15 protein-coding genes are annotated in these 17,003 nt (G+C 70.6%); 6 read left to right on the plus strand and 9 right to left on the minus strand.

Going from position 1 to position 17,003, the window contains the following annotated elements; genetic code table 11:
• Window positions 1-164: 164 nt before the first annotated feature.
• On the plus strand, window positions 165-1,682 hold the full coding sequence (locus tag ACIGDI_RS22865) for an amino acid permease (RefSeq protein ID WP_399899496.1): 1,518 nt from the start codon (window positions 165-167) through the stop codon (window positions 1,680-1,682).
• Here the strand turns inward: ACIGDI_RS22865 and ACIGDI_RS22870 are convergent.
• Window positions 1,679-2,260: a GNAT family N-acetyltransferase gene (locus ACIGDI_RS22870; RefSeq protein ID WP_399899499.1), complete on the minus strand. Its 582-nt coding sequence runs from the start codon at window positions 2,258-2,260 to the stop codon at window positions 1,679-1,681. The two genes, ACIGDI_RS22865 and ACIGDI_RS22870, sit on opposite strands and share 4 nt — an antisense overlap.
• Before the next feature lie 68 nt (window positions 2,261-2,328).
• On the opposite strand from ACIGDI_RS22870, the gene ACIGDI_RS22875 reads away from it, so the two are divergent.
• Entirely contained in the window at window positions 2,329-3,309 is a 981-nt protein-coding gene (locus ACIGDI_RS22875; RefSeq protein WP_399899502.1) for an RluA family pseudouridine synthase, read from the plus strand.
• 18 nt (window positions 3,310-3,327) lie between these two features.
• Here ACIGDI_RS22875 and ACIGDI_RS22880 read toward each other — a convergent pair whose 3' ends face one another.
• The 7 genes from ACIGDI_RS22880 to ACIGDI_RS22910 all read right to left on the minus strand — a co-directional run bounded on the left by ACIGDI_RS22880 (window position 3,328) and on the right by ACIGDI_RS22910 (window position 10,967).
• Window positions 3,328-4,671: a cytochrome P450 gene (locus tag ACIGDI_RS22880; RefSeq protein ID WP_399899505.1), complete on the minus strand. Its 1,344-nt coding sequence runs from the start codon at window positions 4,669-4,671 to the stop codon at window positions 3,328-3,330.
• A 50-nt stretch (window positions 4,672-4,721) separates the two neighbouring features.
• A complete protein-coding gene (locus tag ACIGDI_RS22885) occupies window positions 4,722-5,789 on the minus strand; it encodes a hypothetical protein (protein ID WP_399899508.1) in 1,068 nt (355 codons plus the stop codon).
• Between the two features lie 600 nt (window positions 5,790-6,389).
• Window positions 6,390-7,898, minus strand: a complete 1,509-nt coding sequence (locus tag ACIGDI_RS22890) for a cytochrome P450 (protein WP_399899511.1) — start codon at window positions 7,896-7,898, stop codon at window positions 6,390-6,392.
• 64 nt (window positions 7,899-7,962) lie between these two features.
• The gene (locus ACIGDI_RS22895) at window positions 7,963-8,583 is read right to left on the minus strand and encodes a GTP-binding protein (protein ID WP_399899514.1); all 621 of its coding nucleotides are present in this window, start codon (window positions 8,581-8,583) and stop codon (window positions 7,963-7,965) included.
• Window positions 8,564-8,971 (minus strand): DUF742 domain-containing protein, encoded by a 408-nt coding sequence (locus tag ACIGDI_RS22900; protein ID WP_399899517.1) that lies wholly within the window; start codon window positions 8,969-8,971, stop codon window positions 8,564-8,566. Before ACIGDI_RS22900 ends, ACIGDI_RS22895 begins: the two co-directional genes overlap by 20 nt.
• Entirely contained in the window at window positions 8,968-9,375 is a 408-nt protein-coding gene (locus ACIGDI_RS22905) for a roadblock/LC7 domain-containing protein (protein ID WP_058926362.1), read from the minus strand. Before ACIGDI_RS22905 ends, ACIGDI_RS22900 begins: the two co-directional genes overlap by 4 nt.
• The gene (locus ACIGDI_RS22910; RefSeq protein ID WP_399899520.1) at window positions 9,372-10,967 is read right to left on the minus strand and encodes a sensor histidine kinase; all 1,596 of its coding nucleotides are present in this window, start codon (window positions 10,965-10,967) and stop codon (window positions 9,372-9,374) included. Before ACIGDI_RS22910 ends, ACIGDI_RS22905 begins: the two co-directional genes overlap by 4 nt.
• Window positions 10,968-11,135: 168 nt before the next feature.
• Between ACIGDI_RS22910 and ACIGDI_RS22915 the strand changes: the two genes are divergently transcribed.
• Complete coding sequence (locus ACIGDI_RS22915) at window positions 11,136-11,207, plus strand: hypothetical protein (protein ID WP_399900033.1); 72 nt, start codon at window positions 11,136-11,138, stop codon at window positions 11,205-11,207.
• A gap of 40 nt (window positions 11,208-11,247) precedes the next feature.
• On the opposite strand, the gene ACIGDI_RS22920 is transcribed toward ACIGDI_RS22915, so the two are convergent.
• On the minus strand, window positions 11,248-11,874 hold the full coding sequence (locus ACIGDI_RS22920) for a TetR/AcrR family transcriptional regulator (protein ID WP_390628006.1): 627 nt from the start codon (window positions 11,872-11,874) through the stop codon (window positions 11,248-11,250).
• 169 nt (window positions 11,875-12,043) lie between these two features.
• Here ACIGDI_RS22920 and ACIGDI_RS22925 point away from each other — a divergent pair, with 169 nt between their 5' ends.
• Genes ACIGDI_RS22925 through ACIGDI_RS22935 form a run of 3 tightly spaced genes read left to right on the plus strand, consistent with a single transcriptional unit; the run spans window position 12,044 to window position 16,967 of the window.
• Entirely contained in the window at window positions 12,044-12,868 is an 825-nt protein-coding gene (locus tag ACIGDI_RS22925) for an urea amidolyase associated protein UAAP1 (RefSeq protein ID WP_399899524.1), read from the plus strand.
• The gene (locus tag ACIGDI_RS22930) at window positions 12,865-13,464 is read left to right on the plus strand and encodes an urea amidolyase associated protein UAAP2 (RefSeq protein WP_200700760.1); all 600 of its coding nucleotides are present in this window, start codon (window positions 12,865-12,867) and stop codon (window positions 13,462-13,464) included. Before ACIGDI_RS22925 ends, ACIGDI_RS22930 begins: the two co-directional genes overlap by 4 nt.
• Window positions 13,461-16,967 carry a 5-oxoprolinase/urea amidolyase family protein gene (locus ACIGDI_RS22935; protein ID WP_399899529.1) on the plus strand — a complete coding sequence of 1,169 codons (3,507 nt, stop codon included), beginning with the start codon at window positions 13,461-13,463 and terminating at the stop codon, window positions 16,965-16,967. Before ACIGDI_RS22930 ends, ACIGDI_RS22935 begins: the two co-directional genes overlap by 4 nt.
• The last annotated feature ends 36 nt before the right edge of the window (window positions 16,968-17,003 follow it).

Here is a 17,003-nt window from a genome sequence, read left to right on the forward strand (position 1 = left end):
CGTCAATACACACGATGTATCGCGTTTCGGTGTGCATAGCAAGCACGTGAGGACTTGGGCCCGCACCCGACATGCCGGCGTGACGCGGCGGAAACAGCCCGTCCCTAATTTCTGTCGCCTGACAGGAATCCGCTCGCAGGACCGTGCCGAAGGCAGGTGCCGCCGTGCCTACAACCGACCATTCCCTCGCCGAGTTCGGCTATCGCCAGGAGCTGCACCGCAGCCTGGGCCGGTACGCCTCCTTCGCGGCGGGCTTCTCCTTCATCTCGGTCCTCACGACCGTCTTCCAGTTCTTCGCCTTCGGGTACGCCTTCGGCGGCCCCGTCTTCTTCTGGGCCTGGCCGGCGGTACTGCTCGGCCAGCTGCTGGTGGCCGCGTGCTTCGCGGAACTCGCGGCGCGCTATCCCATCTCGGGCGCCATCTACCAGTGGTCCTCGCGCCTTTCGAACCTCACCTTCGGCTGGTTCGCCGGCTGGATCATGGTGATCGGGCAGATCGTGGTGGTCGCGGCGGCGGCGCTGGCGTTGCAGATGGTGCTGCCGGCGATCTGGTCCGGCTTCCAACTGGTCGGCACCGACCCGGCGGTGACGTCGACGGACGGCGCGGCGAACGCGGCGGTGCTCGGGGTGATCCTGCTGGTGCTCACCACGATCGTGAACATCGTCGACAACCGCGTGATGTCGGTGATCAACCGGGTCGGCGTGACCGCGGAGATCATCGGCGCGGTCCTGATCGTCGTCCTGCTGCTCACCCACTCGAAGCGCTCCCCCGGTATCACCTTCCACACCGAGGGCGCCGCGAGTTCCGGGCTGCTGGGGGCGCTGCTCGTCGGCTCCTTCACGGCGGCGTACGTGATGATCGGCTTCGACAGCGCGGGCGAGATGAGCGAGGAGACGCACAACCCCCGTCGTACGGCGCCGCGTACGATCCTCACCGCGCTCGCCGCCGCCGGTCTGCTGGGCGGCCTGGTGATCCTCGGCGGGCTGCTCGCCGCGCCCAGCCTCACCGACGGCCACCTCGGCGTCGACGGCCTGAGCTACGTGCTGACCAGCAGCCTGGGCGACGGGGTCGGCAAGGTCCTGCTCGCCGACGTGGTGGTGGCCATCGCGGTGGCGACCCTCGCCATCCAGACGGCGGCCTGCCGGATGCTGTTCTCCATGGCCCGCGACGGGCAACTCCCCTTCTCCGCACGCCTCGCACGCGTCAACTCGCGCACCGGCATGCCGAGCGCCCCGGCCGTGGTCGTCGGCGTCCTGGCCGCCGCGCTGCTCCTGCTCAACTTCGCCTCGCCGGACGCCTTCCTGGCCATCGGCACCACCTGCATCGTGATGCTGTACCTGGCGTACGCGATGGTCACCGGTCCACTCCTGGTCCGCCGCGTCCGCGGCGAATTCAGCTCGCGTGGCACGGACGAGACGGGCGGAACGCTCTTCTCCCTGGGCCGCTGGGGCGTCCCGGTCAACGCCCTGGCCCTGTTCTACGGCCTGCTGATGACCGTCAACCTGGCCTGGCCGCGAGCGGCGGTGTACGACCCGGCGGGCGGCCACTGGTACTTCCAGTGGTTCACGGTCCTCTTCCTCGCCGCCACCCTCCTGACCGGCGCCGCCTACCGCGCGTACCGCAGGACCGCCGAGGCCCCGACTCCCGTACCGGAACCGGCCGTTCAGGAAGCCGCTGTCTAGTCGTCGCGCAGGCGGGCGTGCAGGTGCATGTCGTGCCAGCCGTCCTGGTGGTAGGCGGCCCTGCGCTTGGTGCCCTCCAGGGCGAAGCCGGCCTTGACGGCGACCCGGCAGGAGGCCCCGTTGGCGGTGGCGTGCAGGAGTTCGAGGCGGTGGAAGCCGATCTCGTCGAAGGCCCAGCGGGTCAGGGTGTTCGTCGCGCGAGTGGCGACACCCCGGCCCCTGGCCGCCGCCGTGGTCCAGTAGGCGACCTTGGCCTGCGCCTCCGCGAGCACGATGCTCAGCAGGGCCACCCGTCCCAGCAGCAGGCCGGTGTCCGCGTCCACGACGGCCCACTGGGCCTTGCGCTCGCCCTCCCACTCCTTCAGCCACTCCCGGACCCACCCGGCGGCCTCCTCCTCGGAGTCACTGCGCCGGATGTGCCACTGATGCATGAGGGGATCCTGGTACGCCTCGTGCACAGCCGCCACGTCCTCGACCCGCCAGGGACGCAGAACCAGACCGTCGCCGGTGGGCAGCTGGGGCTGGGGGGTGCGGGAGAGGGTGCCCTGGGGCAGGAGTTCGTCGGCGGTGTACGGCATGGGGGGCATCCTGCCAACGCGTCGGCACCCGGCCCCACTCATTTTCCGGGGCCGTACGCTTGATCGTGATGAGACGCAAGCCCCGGATCCCGCCCTCTCCCCTGCCGCAACGGCACGGGGTGGACGCCGTGCGGCTGCGGCTGCCGGCCGAGGGCCCCTGGGCCACGGTCCGTGAGCATCTGGTGGAGCGGCTCAGCGGGGCGGGCGCCGGCGTGGTCGCCGGCATGTTCGACGCGGGCGAGGTCGTCGGCGCCGACGGCAGCGCCGTGGCGCCGGACGCACCGTACGCACCCGGCACCTTCGTGTGGTTCCACCGGGAGCTGCCCGAGGAGGTGCCGGTGCCGTTCCCGCTGGAGGTCGTGTACCGGGACGAGCACATCGTCGTCGCCGACAAGCCGCACTTCCTGGCCACCACCCCGCGTGGCAGCCACGTCGCCCAGACGGCGCTCGCCCGCCTGCGCCGGGAGCTTGACGTGCCGACGCTGGGCTCCGCGCACCGGCTGGACCGGCTCACCGCCGGCCTGGTGCTGTTCACGGTGCGACCCGAGGAGCGCGGCGCCTACCAGACGTTGTTCCGGGACCGACGGGTACGCAAGGAGTACGAGGCGGTGGCGCCGTACGATGCCGGGCTCACCCTGCCGCGGACCGTGCGCAGCCGGATCGTGAAGGAGCGGGGTGTGCTCGCCGCGTACGAGGTGGCGGGCGAGCCGAACGCCGTCAGCCGGGTGGAGCTGACCGCGCGGCGGGCGGACGACGGGCTCGGCCGGTACCGGCTGGTCCCGAGCACCGGGCAGACCCATCAACTGCGTGTGCACATGAACGCACTCGGCGTGCCCATCCTGGGCGATCCGCTGTACCCGGTGGTGAGCGGCCCCGTGCCGGCGGGTGACTTCCGACGGCCGCTGCAACTGCTGGCGCGGAAACTGGAGTTCACCGATCCGGTCACCGGAAGGGAGCACCGGTTCCGCAGCACGCGGTCGCTGCTCGCCTGGGAGTCGTACGACGACTGGGCCGGCCGACCGCCGACCGCTGACCCGCCGGCCCGCTGACCGGCGGGAGACCGGCCGTCACACCGACGCTCGCTCCAGGCACTCCACCCGAACCCGGACGTTGTGCGGGGTCAGGGTCATGCGCGGTTCGACGTGCGGTGGTCGCGGTGCACCGTGCGTGAACCGCCAGCGGGACACGATCGTGGCCAGGGCCAGAGTCGCCAGCGTCATCGCGTAGTTGTCGCCGATGCACTTGCGCGCGCCTCCGCCGAAGGGGATGAGGGCGCCGCGCACCTGCTCGTGTTCCGGAAGCCAGCGGTCGGGATCGAAGGACCCGGGGCGTGAATGGGAGCGTGCGTCGCGGTGGATGAGATACGGGCTGTAGATGAGGGTGGTGTCGGGCGGGATCACGGCGCCCGCCAACCGGGCTTCGGTGGTGGTCGTCCTGGTGAAGATCCATCCGGGCGGATAGAGGCGCAGCGTCTCGGTGATCACCCGGCGGGCAAGGTCGAGCCGAGGGAGGTCGTCCCAGGTGGCGGTCCGCGTGCCGAGGACCTTCACCGTCTCGGCGCGCAACCGTTCCTGGACGCCGGGGTGTTGGCACAGCAGATGGACGGCCCAGGTGAGGGCCACCGCGGTGGTGTCGATGCCGGCGACCAGCAGAGTCATGATCTGGGCGTGGATCTCGGAGTCGCTGAGGGATCCCCCGGCCTCGTCGCGGGTGTCGAGGAGCATCGACAGTACGTCGCCGTGGCTCGTTCCGTCTTTCCGGTAGAGGCCGATGGTCTTGCTGACGGCGGACCACGCGCGGTCGCGCGCACGCTCGTAGCGCAGGTTCGGCGGGAGCGGCAGACGGCGCAACAGGGGTGGCAACACGGCCTGCTGGTAGATGCCCCGGAAGATGTCCGGAAGGCACAGGGTGACGGTCTCCACGGCCGGACGCGCCGCTTTGTCCGTGAAGAGGGTCCGGGCGATGGTGGAACTGGCGAGCCCGTACATCTCCACGCCCACGTCGACGGTCCGTCCGTCGCTCCAGCCGGTCGTGAGCGCGTCCGTCTCCTCGGTCATGATGGCCGCGTACTCACGCAGGCAGGTGCGCGAGAACGCCGGCTGCAAACTGCGCCGCAGCCGTCGATGGGCGCTGTGGGGGCAGGACGCGATGCCATTGCCGAGCGCGTTCCCTACTCGCTCGATAATGGGACCGCCCTTGTCGAACGTGCGGTCCTGCAGGAGGACCTCCTGCACGAGTTCGGGCCGGCAGACCACGAGGGCCCGCTGCGGACCCAGCCGTATCTGGACCAGATCGCCGTGCGCGGGGAGGGTGTTGAGGAAACCCAGAGGGTCCCGGAGCAGAGGAAGCAGATGCCCGACGATCGGCAGTGCCCCGGGAGCCTGTGCGATGCCCGCTTGGTCCGTTGCCATGGAGTGCCGGCCCTTCTTGTCGGTCCGGGATCGGAAGGCGGGAGTACTGCTCACCGGTCGACGGTGATCTTCCGGGACGCGTGGTCCCGGCTCGGGAGCAGCATCTGCAGGTGGTCGTGCTGTTCGTCCGGAGCGCCCGCTGCGGGGGGCATCGCGTAGCGGGTGGTGTTCCCGTACCAGCGCAGGCAGCCGTTGGTCCACTGCCGCATGCCGGCGGTGACCCCCAGGATGTCCGCGCGGACGGCGGGCGGCACACCGCGGTCCGTCAGAAAGGGCGCGAGTTCCGCCTCGGCGGCCAGGAAGTCGGCCACTCGTGCTCGGACCCTGGCGGCGGCGCGGTCGATGGCCTGCGTGCGGGAGATCTTGCCGTCGTGCTGCATGACGATGACGACGTTATGGAAGTCACCTCGCATGCTGTCCAGACGAATGGAGTGCAGGTCGTTCTGCCAGGCGACCACATCGCTCGCGGCCTCGATCATCGCCCGGAACAGACCCGTGTCGTACACGTCCGCGGGCACCTCGGTGTCCTGGCTGAGTTCGACGAGGTCGAAGCCGAACTCCATGCCCACGGACAGCCGCCTGGTCTGGGTGAAGCTGTCCATCTTCGGCGGAGTGCCGCGGAACCGGTTCATGGATTCCTCGGCGAATCCCCGGAAAAACAGGTCCAGATGACGGTTCAGCCGTGCGTGCAGTGTCGGCGACAGTCTTTCGCCGGTACGGATCGACAGATCCGCGAGCGCTTCGGTGAAAGGAGTCCGTTCCTCCGCGGAGACCGGGTCATTTCCGGTGTTGATGATGTCCATGAGGCGCAGGTGGACCGGTTCCCAGGCCTCCGGGGTGTCGTAGACCTTCAGCGTGTGCAGGTCGTCCAGGATGAAGGTGAAGAAAAGCCATTCCGCGCAGAGGCAGAGATCTTCGAAAGAGGCTTCCGGGTAGGTCCAGGCGACGAAGTGCCCGTAGCCCGCCTTCAATCGATCCCGGCCGGCCTGTGTGGCTGTCAGCCCCAGGCTGTCGCCGAGTGAGTGGACGTATTCCTCGATCCGCTGGGCGTGCGGGCTGACGGACGGGGGATCGGGCTCCGCGAACGTCGGGATCATGGCGAGCACTGGGTCCTCCATGTCTGCTGCGTCGGCGTTGCTGGGGGCATGTGAGGTGTCGTCAGACTGTCTGCCACCGCATCGAGATGCCGAGGAGTCGGCGGGCGACCGATGCTCGGAGGGCTTGCCACGGGGTGCCCCGGCCCGAAGAAGCCGTGGTGGGAGGCACCGGCACGGGCGGCGGCATGGACTTCCCCTTCCGTGTGAACACGAGCAGACGCGGTGTCTTCGGGGTACGCCGTTCAATCACATCGCAGTTCAGTCGAGACTGGAAGTGGCCGCCTTTGATTCTGTCGTGATTGGTACGTACACCCGGCTGAACGTTTGACGAACTACATCAGTAGATACAGGCGCACGCCGCAGCGACAAGTGATCGAGCGGGGCGCACGAGGGTGCAGAAGCGATCCGAAGTCGCGCTGGACGGTCGATTCAAGGCACGCACCGTCCAATGCGCCGGTGCGCCGGAGCACATGGCGCTCCACCGGAGCGCACGGTTTCGGAAAGGTGACGGGCGACGCGTCTGCTTGGCCTGCGTGGCGAGTGGGAGACAAGCGCACAAACAGCTCCGGCGTCCGTCCCGAACTGATGGGACGGACGCCGGATTTGACGGGTCGGGTCGATTCAGTCGCCGCGCCACCAGCGCAGCAGCCGCTGGAACACGCCTGCCCGGCCGACCTGTTCGGCCGCTCCCGGCGCCCCCACCGATGCCGCGGCGAGGGGCTGCTCGGCCACGGGTTCCGCGGTGGCAGGCGGTTGCACGGGGCACTGGGGCTGCTGCACCGTACCGACCTGCCAGTCCTGCGTGCGCTGCGAGGGCACAGGGTTGATGGAGGGCCGCTCCATCACGTCCTGCTGGGGCTTCGGCGCGAAGTAGACCGGCAGTTCCACCAGGTGCCGGCTCACGATGGACGCCCGCCAACGCAACTCGTCTTCATCACAGGCGAGTTCGACATCGGGAAGCCGGGTCAGCAGTGCGTCGACGCCCACGTCGGCGATGGCACGGCCGATGTCCTGGCCGGGACACTCGTGAGCACCGCCGCCGAAGGCGAGGTGGGAGCGGTTGCCCTGCATGTTGGCGTTGAGGTCGGGGCGCACGCGCGGGTCGACGTTGCCGGGCGCGATACCGAGGAGGAGGGCGTCGCCCTTGCGGATGTGCTGGCCACCCAACTCCGTGTCCCGCTTGGCGATGTAAGGCAGGATGGTGGTGAACGGCGGCTCGTCCCACAGGGTCTGCTCGACCGCCTCGGGCACAGTCATCTGGCCGCCGTTGAGCTGCGCCCGAAAGCGCGGGTCGGTGAGCACCACACGCAGAACGTTGGCCAGCAGGTTGGCGGTGGTCTCATAGGCGGCGATCAGGACGACGCGCAGGTGCTGGCTGATCTCGTCGTCGGTCAGCCGCGCGGGGTGGTTGATCAGGTGACTGGTGAAGTCGTCCAGAGGCGCGGCCCGGCGGCGGGCGGTCAGCCGTACCAGGGCGTCCATGATGTACGCGTTGCTGGCGATCGCGGTCTCGGTGCCCTTGAGCATGTCGCGGGCGGCCTGCACGATCTGATCGTTGTACTCCTCCGGCATTCCGAGGATCTCGCACATCACGGCCATCGGCAGGTACTCGGCGAACTGACTGACGAGGTCTGCCCTGCCTTCCCCGCAGAACTTGTTGACGAGCTGCTGGGTCGCGCGATTGATGTAGCGGCGGATGCCTCGGTGGTCGATGGTCGACATGGCGCCCGTGACCGCGCCGCGCAGCCGCAGGTGTTCGTCGCCCTCGGCGTGGCAGCAGATGGGCTGCCAGGCGATGTGCGGCATGAGCGGGTGATCGGGCTTGATCGTGCCGTCCTGGAGGGCGCTCCACTGCCGGGGGTCCCGGCAGAACTGCGAGGACGTACGCACCATGTGCAGGTTCTCGCTGTGGCCGAGCACCACCCAGATCGGTACGTCCTCGTGCAGCAGGGCGGGAGCCACCGTGCCGTACTGCGCGCGGAGCTCCTCGTAAACGGCCCCCAGATCCTCTGCCCCCGGACCGTACAACCGGCGCAACCCGCCGGGGCCGATGCCGTGGGCGGGGCAGCCGGGGGGCGGGGCGGTGAGGGGCTCGTCCGTGTCGGTCGGGGAGAAGGGGTCAGGCGTCACGATGGTCGCTCCGAAGCTGAGGTGGATCAGGTGGGAAAGGAGAGGTCGAGGTCGGGTGCGCCGCTCACGCCGGCGTCTTCGCCGTCGCCAGCGCGTGCAGGAAGCGCATCAGGGTCATCAGGACGTCCCGGCTGGAGGCCCGGCGGCGGGCGTCGCACTCGATGATCGGGATCTCCTCGGCCAGGTCGAGGGCGCTGCGCAGGTCCTCGATGGGGTAACGCGGCCCGTCGGGGAAGGAGTTGACGGCCACCACGAAGGGCACGCCCCGCTCCTCCAGTCGTCCTATGACGTCGAAGCTGACCTCGAGACGGCGCGTGTCGATCAGGACGACCGCGCCGAGCGCGCCTTCGAACAGGCCGTTCCACAGGAACCAGAAGCGTTCCTGGCCGGGCGTGCCGAAGAGGTAGAGCACCAGCTGGTCGGTGATGCTGATGCGGCCGAAGTCCATGGCCACGGTGGTGGCCGTCTTCGACTCGGAGCCGTAGTTGTCGTCGACCCCGACGCCGGCCTGCGTCATGGTCTCCTCGGTGGTCAGCGGCCTGATCTCGCTGACCGAACCGACCATCGTCGTCTTGCCGACTCCGAAGCCGCCCACGATCACGATCTTCACCGCGGCCCGGGCCGTATGCGGCAGATGATCCTCTGTGCGTGGTCCGGGGATGGTGTCAGAGCCTTTGAAGTCCATGCATCACCGCTTCGAGGAGGGAACGGTCGGGGAGCGCCTGCCGCACGATCGGGGCGCGCGCCTGCACCAGTTCGGCCGCCAGCATCTCGGTGAGCAGTACGGTCATCACGCTGAACGGCAGGTTCAGATAGGCCGAGAGCTCGGCCACCGAGAGGGGGGCCGCGCACAACCGGAGCGTCGCCGTCTGCTCCGGTGTGGCCGAGGGCGGCGGGTCGGCGCGCGCCACGATTAAGGTCACCAGATCGATGTCCGCCCGCTCGCCGTCCGGTCCGGCGACGACGTACAGCCGTTCCGGGGCCTTCTGGTCGCCCTGCTTGGCGGGCTGCGGGATCGGTGGCGGGGGTGGTTGCCGGTTCTGATGTCGTCGCCGGCGTTGCGGAGGAGTCATACGGCCTGCCCGTTGCGTCGGGGTGGACTGGTGAGGTGAGCGCCGATGCGGACGACGAGGTCGCGCATGCGGTTGCTCATCAGGCCCGGTTCGGCGACCACGTCCGACAGGACCGCGAGGTAGGCGTTGGGGCCGGCGGCCATCAGATAGAAGTAGCCGCCGTTGATCTCGATGAGGACCATCTTCATCCGGCCGTCGCTGTCCGGGATCTCCTGGGCGACGGCGCCCGCGAGGCTCTGCAGGCCCGCGCAGGCCGCGGCGACGCGGTCGGCCGCGTCCGGGTCACCTCCGTAGCGAGCGATGCGCAGGCCGTCCGCGGACAGCACCACGATCATCTCGATGCCCGGTACTCCATCGGCGAGATCCTTGAGCATCCAGTCGAAGTTGGCTCGCTGCTGGATCACTTGGGGTCCCTCTCGTCGTCGGCCTCAAGGCGGGCCGGCTCGTTGGTCGGCTGGGGAATGTCGAACGGGTCGGGTGTGCCCTTCAGGCCGTTCCAGAACGCCTCGACCCAGAGCCCCGGTTCGGGCTCGTCCTTCTCCTCCGGCTCGGGCTCGGGTTCGGGCGTCGCCCAGGCGGACCGGGACTCCTGGGCCTCCCGTTCGGCGCGCTCGGCCGCGGCCTGTTCGGCGAGCCGCACGCTGAGCGGCGTCTTGACCCGGCTGCGCCGCTGCGGCAGACCGCCCGCCGTCCACTCGGTGACCACGGGGACGTCGTCCTCCATGGAGACGCCGGCGGGGATGCGCGGGCTGGTGGGGCGGCGGCGCTTGGGGGCACGCTTGGGACCCTCGATGCCGCCGATGTCGAGCTTGGGCGCGGCGGTGGCGCCGATGCCGTGGGCGAGGCCCGGCGCGATGTCCTCGGTGACCATGACGCGCGGCACGACGAGTACGGCGCGGACGCCGCCGTACGCCGAGGCGCGCAGCGAGATCTGCATGTCGTACGCCTTGCACAGACGGCCCACGACGGCGAGGCCGAGGCGCGGGGACTCGCCGAGCTCCTGGAGGTCGACACCGGCCTTGGCGCGCTCCAGCATGCCCTCGGCCTTGGCGCGGGCCTCCTCGCTGAGGCTGACGCCGGCGTCCTCGATCTCGATGGCGATGCCGGTCTGCACCTCGGTGGCGGTGACGTGCACCTTGGTCTGCGGCGGCGAGTAGCGCGTGGCGTTGTCGAGGAGTTCGGCGCAGGCGTGGATGACCGGCTCGACGGAGATGCCGCGGATGTTGACCTTGGCGATGGTGTCCAGCGAGATGCGCCGGTACTCCAGGATCCGGGACATGGCGCCGCGCAGCACGCTGTAGAGCGGGACGGGCTGCGGCCACTGGCGGCCGGGGCGGCCGCCGCCGAGGACGGAGATGGAGTCGGCGAGCCGGCCGATCAGCGCGGTGCCGTGGTCGATGCGCAGCAGGTCGTCGAAGACCTCGGGGTTGCGGCCGTGGTCCTCCTCCATCTCGCGGAGTTCCTTGGCCTGCTGGTGCACGATCGCCTGGACGCGGCGGGCGATGCTGACGAAGGAGCGCTGCGAGGAGTCCCTGATGGCTTCCTCGATGTCGATGATGTCGAGCACCGTCTTGAGCAACGACAGCTGCGACTCGGGCAGTTCGGCGTAGCTCGGGTCGACGTTGGGAAGTTGGCGAATCACCTCTGTGGGCGAATTTCCCCTGCGCAGCCAGTAGATCGCGTTGGGGGCGATCTCGCGCGCGAAGCGGAGCATCTGCTGCTCGTGCCCGGCGATGCGCTGTTCCAGATACGCAGTGTGACGGGCGCTCTGCTCGCGCAGTTCCCGCAGGCTGCGGCCGCGCCGGACCGCTTCGGCCGCCGTCGCGATCACCAGGAGCGTGGCGGCGGCGCCGCACCAGCCGACGGCGGCCCGGGCCGGGTCGGTCACCACGGCGACGGCGGCGCCGGTCACCGCGGCCATCAGTATCGCGGGCAGCAACAACACGCGCGCGTAAGGCAGTTCGCGGCGCCCGGGCGGGGATTGAACACTCACCATTTAGGCCCTCTGAAACGAATCGGCAGGGAGTCGCGCATATAGGGAACAAGCGCACGAATACATCTCAACTCGGTGCGCTGCGGGCGAGCTTAGTCCGACCGGATCATCGCCGTGTCATATTCAGCAAGCCCCTGAAAAGGGACACCGGAAGCGAGTACTCTCGGCTCCATTTACACGGTGTGCCCGCAGTCGTACACAGCGAGTGACGGCGAATGGGGGTGCGAAAATCACTCACCGTGACGGGTGAAGAGCGGCGTACGGCCGTGACCCGGCGGCCGGTTCAGACGCCGGCGATGCGCAGCGCCGCGTCCGCCGTGGCCTCCGCGAACACCGACACCGAGCGGTCGGGGTCGGAGCGGTGCACGAGGATCACACCCTCGATCAGCCCGAACAGCAGGTCCGTCCGGAGGTCGAGCTCGGTCTTGGCGAGCGCCCCGCCGGCGGGCGTAGCCGCGAGCAACTGCCGGTAGGCGTCCTTGAGTTCGGCGCGTACGGCATGGAAGCCCGCGAACCGCTCGGCGCGCACCTCGGGCAGCAGGTACAGGCCACCGAGATTGTGCGGGCCGCCGCACAGCAGCTCCACGTCCGTGCGACACAGCTCCCACAGGCGCTCCCCGGCCGGCCTCGCGTCGTCGGCGAGGAGGTCGCGGGCGCATGCCAGCGAGGGCGTGACGGTGGACTCCAGGAGCTCGGCGAGGAGTTCCTCCTTGCCGGAGACGTAGTGGTACATGGAGGCCTGGCGCATGCCCGCCCGCTCGGCGACCGCCCGGGTGGAGGTGGCCGCGTAGCCAAGGGTGGTGAACAACTCGGCGGCGGCGGTGAGCAGTTCGTCGCGCGGCGAGAGCCCGCTGTCCGGCCTCCGCGCGGCCCGCGGCCGGCCGACCCGGCGCCCACCTGTCGTCCCCATGCGTTCGATCCTCGCACACCGGCCCTGCCGCCGGCCTCGCGGTGATCTTGGTGAGGACCCGGTAACCGACCGGCAACGCGCGGGCAACGCCCTCGACCCGCCGCGCCCTTCTAATTTCTGTCGACCGACAGAAATACCCGACGAGCCACCCCGCAGCCGGAGGTCCGCGATGGCGACAGCGACCACGTACGGAGCCCGAGACCATGCCCGCGCCCAGGAGGGCGCCCGCGCCGAGGCCATGCCCGTGGTCCCGGCGACCGACTGGCCGGCCCCGCCCTGCGAGGCGGGTCACCTGCTGTGGGCCGAGACGGTGGCGGGCGGCAACTACACCCACCGGGTACTGGCCCGCGGTACCGAGCTGCGCCTGACCGACCTGCGCGGCGACGCCTGCGCCCATCTGCTGCTGTACGTCGCCGACCGGCCCTGGGAGCGGCTGAACGTGGCCGACACGGTGAAGGTGCAGTGGAACGCCTACCTGGGCGAGGGCCGGCTGCTGCTGTCCGACCAGGGCCGGGTCCTGGCGTCGGTGGTCGCCGACACCTCCGGACGGCACGACGCGCTGTGCGGCACCTCCACCCTCGTACGCAACACGCAGCGGTACGGCGATGGCACCCCGCAGTCCGCCTCCCCCGCCGGCCGGGAGCTGCTGAAGCTGGCGGCGGCCAAGAACGGTCTGGAGCCCCGCGACCTGCCGCCCTCCCTCTCCTTCTTCCAGGGCCTGCGGATACGCGACGACGGCTCCCTCGACTTCACGGGCTCGGCCGGCCCCGGCGGCAGCGTCACGCTCCGCACCGAGCAGGACGTCACCGTGCTGATCGCCAACGTGCCGCACCCGGCCGATCCCCGGCAGGAGTACGTCTCCACCCCGCTGGAGGTCCTGGCCTGGCGCGCCGCGCCGACCGCGCCGGGCGACCCGCTGTGGGACGCCACCCCCGAGGGCCGCCGCGCCTTCCTCAACACCGCCGAATTCCTCGCCTCCAGGGGGCTCGCATGAAGACCGTGGTTCCGGCCCGCGCCGCCTGGTCGTCGATCGTCCGCGAGGGCGGCACACTGACCGTCACCGATTTGCACGGCAACCAGGCCGTCGACTTCCTCGTGTACGACGCCCACGACACGTCCGTCCGCTACAGCGCGCCCGACACGATCCAGGCGCAGGGCAACCTCTTCCTGACCACGGGCAGTGTGCTGATGTCCAACGAGCACACGCCGCTGATGACGGTGGTCGAGGACGAGGTCGGCCGGCACGACACGGTCGGCGGCGCCTGCTCCAAGGAGTCCAACACCCTGCGCTACGGCCACCACACGTTCGCGCAGCACGCCTGCGTCGACAACTTCCTGGCCGAGGGCGCCCGGCACGGCCTCGGCAAGCGCGACCTCGTCTCCAACATCAACTGGTACATGAACGTGCCGGTCGAGCAGGACGGCACCCTCGGCATCGTCGACGGCCTCTCCGCCCCGGGCCTCAGGCTCACCCTGCGCGCCGAGCGCGACGTCCTCGTCCTCGTCTCCAACTGCCCCCAGATCAACAACCCCTGCAACGGCTTCGAGCCGACCGCGGTGGAGATGACGATCACCGGAGCCACGCGATGACCTTCGACACCCTGCTGGTCGCCAACCGCGGCGAGATCGCCGTGCGGATCATCCGCACGGCCCGCGAACTCGGACTGCGCACGGTCGCCGTGTACTCCGACCCCGACCGCTCGGCACCGCACGTCCGCCTCGCCGACGAGGCGGTACGGCTCGGCCCCGCGCCCGCGAAGGAGTCGTACCTCGACGCCGACCTGGTGCTGAAGGCGGCCAAGGACACGGGCGCGGGGGCCATCCACCCCGGCTACGGCTTCCTGTCCGAGGACGCCCTGTTCGCACGCCGGTGCGAGGAGGCCGGGATCGTGTTCGTGGGTCCGACGCCGGAGCAGCTGGAGCTGTTCGGCGCCAAGCACACGGCACGGGCGGCGGCCGAGGCGGCGGGGGTGCCGCTGGCGCCGGGGACCGGGCTGCTGGCATCACTGGACGAGGCCCTCGCCGAGGCCGCGGTCATCGGCTACCCCGTCATGCTGAAGGCGACCGGGGGCGGCGGCGGCATCGGCATGTCGGCCTGCCGGTCGGCCGAGGAGCTGGCCGACGCCTGGGAGCGGGTCCAGCGCGTCGCCGCCGCGTCCTTCGCCTCCGCAGGGGTGTTCCTGGAGCGTCTGGTGGAACGCGCCCGCCATGTCGAGGTGCAGGTCTTCGGCGACGGCGAGGGCGGGATCGTCACCTTCGGCGACCGCGACTGCTCGCTGCAGCGCCGCAACCAGAAGGTCGTGGAGGAGGCACCCGCTCCCGGCCTGCCGGACCGGGTGCGCGAGCGACTGGCCTCCAGCGCCCGCGACCTGTGCGCCTCCGTCGACTACCGCTCGGCCGGCACGGTCGAGTTCGTCTACGACGCCGCCCGCGAGGAGGCCTACTTCCTGGAGGTCAACACCCGTCTGCAGGTGGAGCATCCGGTCACCGAGGAGGTGTACGGCGTCGACCTGGTCGCCTGGATGCTGCGCCTGGCCCGCGGCGATCGCGACGTCGTCCGCGACCCGGGCGCCCCCCGCGGCCACGCCGTCGAGGCCCGCCTCTACGCCGAGGACCCCTCACGCGAACACCGGCCCAGCGCCGGCCTGTTGACACGGGTGGAGTTCCCGCCGGGCGTGCGCGTGGACGGCTGGGTGGAGACCGGCACCGAGGTGACGACGTCGTACGACCCGATGCTCGCGAAGATCATCGCCTACGGCTCCGACCGCGCCCACGCGCTCCGCAGGCTAGACGAGGCCCTCTCCCGCACCCGTGTCGACGGGATCGAGACCAACCTGGGCCTGGTCCGGGCGGCCCTGGCGGACGACGCCTTCCGCGCGGCCGGCCACTCCACGGCGACCCTCGCCCACGTCAGCGACCCCACTCCCCGGATCGAGGTCGTCTCCGCCGGCACCCTCACCACCGTGCAGGACTGGCCGGGCCGCACCGGCTACTGGCAGGTCGGCGTGCCCCCGTGCGGCCCGATGGACGACCTGTCCTTCCGGCTCGGCAACCGGGCCCTCGGCAACCACGAGGGCGCTCCCGGTCTCGAATGCACGCTCCAGGGACCTGCGTTGAGGTTCACCCACCCGACGACGGTCTGCGTGACGGGCGCGCCCGCCGAGGTCACCGTCGACGGGACGCCGGTCGCGCAGTGGGAGCCGGTGACGGTGCCCGCGGGCGCCGTACTGGAGGTCGGAGCACCCGCGCGGCACGGCCTGCGCACCTACGTCCTGTTCGCCGGCGGCCTCGACGTCCCGGCCTTCCTGGGCAGCGCGAGCACCTTCACCCTGGGCCGCTTCGGCGGGCACGGCGGCAGGGCGCTGCGGACCGGGGACGTGCTGCACGGTGGGACGGTCACCGAGGGAACCCCGGCCGCCGAACGCCCGGACTTCACGGCCGTCTGGCACATCGGCGCCGTCGAAGGCCCGCACGCGGCACCGGAGTTCTTCACCGAGGACGACATCCGCGACTTCTACGCCGCCGACTGGAAGGTCCACTTCAACTCGGCGCGCACCGGCGTGCGTCTGGTCGGCCCCAAGCCCCGCTGGGCCCGCACCGACGGCGGCGAGGCGGGCCTGCACCCGTCCAACATCCACGACACGCCCTACTCGGTCGGCGCCGTCGACTACACCGGTGACATGCCGGTGCTGCTCGGCCCGGACGGCCCGTCCCTCGGCGGGTTCGTGTGCCCCGCGACGGTGCTGAGCGGCGAGCGCTGGAAGCTGGGCCAGCTGCGGCCGGGCGACACGGTGCGCTTCGTGCCCGTGAACGTGGACGGCTCGGCCCGCCCGGAGATCGTGGACGGAGGCATCCTCGCCCGCGACGGCGACGTGACGTACCGCCGCAGCGGCGACGACAACCTGCTCGTCGAGTTCGGCCCCATGCAGCTGGATCTGGCGCTGCGCATGCGGGTGCACGCCCTGATGGAGGCGGTGGCCTCCGACGGTCCCGAGGGCATCACGGACCTCACCCCCGGCATCCGCTCCCTCCAGATCCAGGCGGACCCGGCCCGCCTGCCCCAACGCGAACTCCTCGCCGCCGTAAGGGAGATCACGGTCACCCTGCCGCCCACGGACCAACTGGTGGTCCCCTCCCGCACGGTCCACCTCCCCCTCTCCTGGGACGACCCGGCGACCCGCGAGGCGATCGCCCGCTACATGGCGGGAGTCCGCGACGACGCCCCCTGGTGCCCCTGGAACATCGAGTTCATCCGCCGGGTCAACGGCCTGGAGTCGGTGAACGACGTCTACGACACGGTCTTCGCCGCCGATTACCTCGTACTCGGCCTGGGAGACGTCTACTTGGGCGCCCCCGTGGCCACCCCGCTGGACCCCCGGCACCGCCTGGTGACCACGAAGTACAACCCGGCCCGGACCTGGACCGCCGAGAACTCGGTCGGTATCGGCGGCGCCTACCTGTGCGTCTACGGCATGGAGGGCCCCGGCGGCTACCAGTTCGTGGGTCGTACGACCCAGGTGTGGTCGGGATGGCAGCAGCGCGGCGCGTTCGAGCCCGGGTCGCCCTGGCTGCTGCGCTTCTTCGACCGCGTCAAGTGGTATCCGGTGGACGCGGACGAACTCCTCGACCTGCGTGCCGACATCACCTCCGGCCGTTTCGTGCCGCGCATCGAGGAGGGCACGTTCTCGCTCGCCGAGTACCAGGCCTTCCTCGCCGACAACGCGGAGTCCATAGGGGAGTTCAGGGCCCGGCAGCAGGCGGCCTTCGCGACGGAGCGGGACGCGTGGGAGGCGGCGGGCGAGTTCGCGCGCGCCGAAGCGGCGTCCGCGCCGGCGGCTTCCCCGGCCGAGGTGACGGTCCCGGCCGGGGGCCGTCTCGTGGAAGCCGAGTTCGCGGCTTCCGTCTGGCAGTTGAACGTGAGCCCGGGCGACGAGGTGACGGCCGGACAGCCGCTCCTCGCCCTGGAGGCGATGAAGATGGAGTCCAGGGTGCACGCGCCGATGGCCGGTGTGGTGACGGAGGTCCTGGCCCGGCCCGGCGACCAGGTGGAGGCGGGGACGGCGCTGCTCGTCCTGGCCCCGGCGACGACCTGAGACTCCGGTCGACGCACTCAGGCTCCGGTCGACGCA

Source organism: Streptomyces sp. NPDC085900 (assembly GCF_044540925.1).
GTDB lineage: Bacteria > Actinomycetota > Actinomycetes > Streptomycetales > Streptomycetaceae > Streptomyces > Streptomyces gilvifuscus.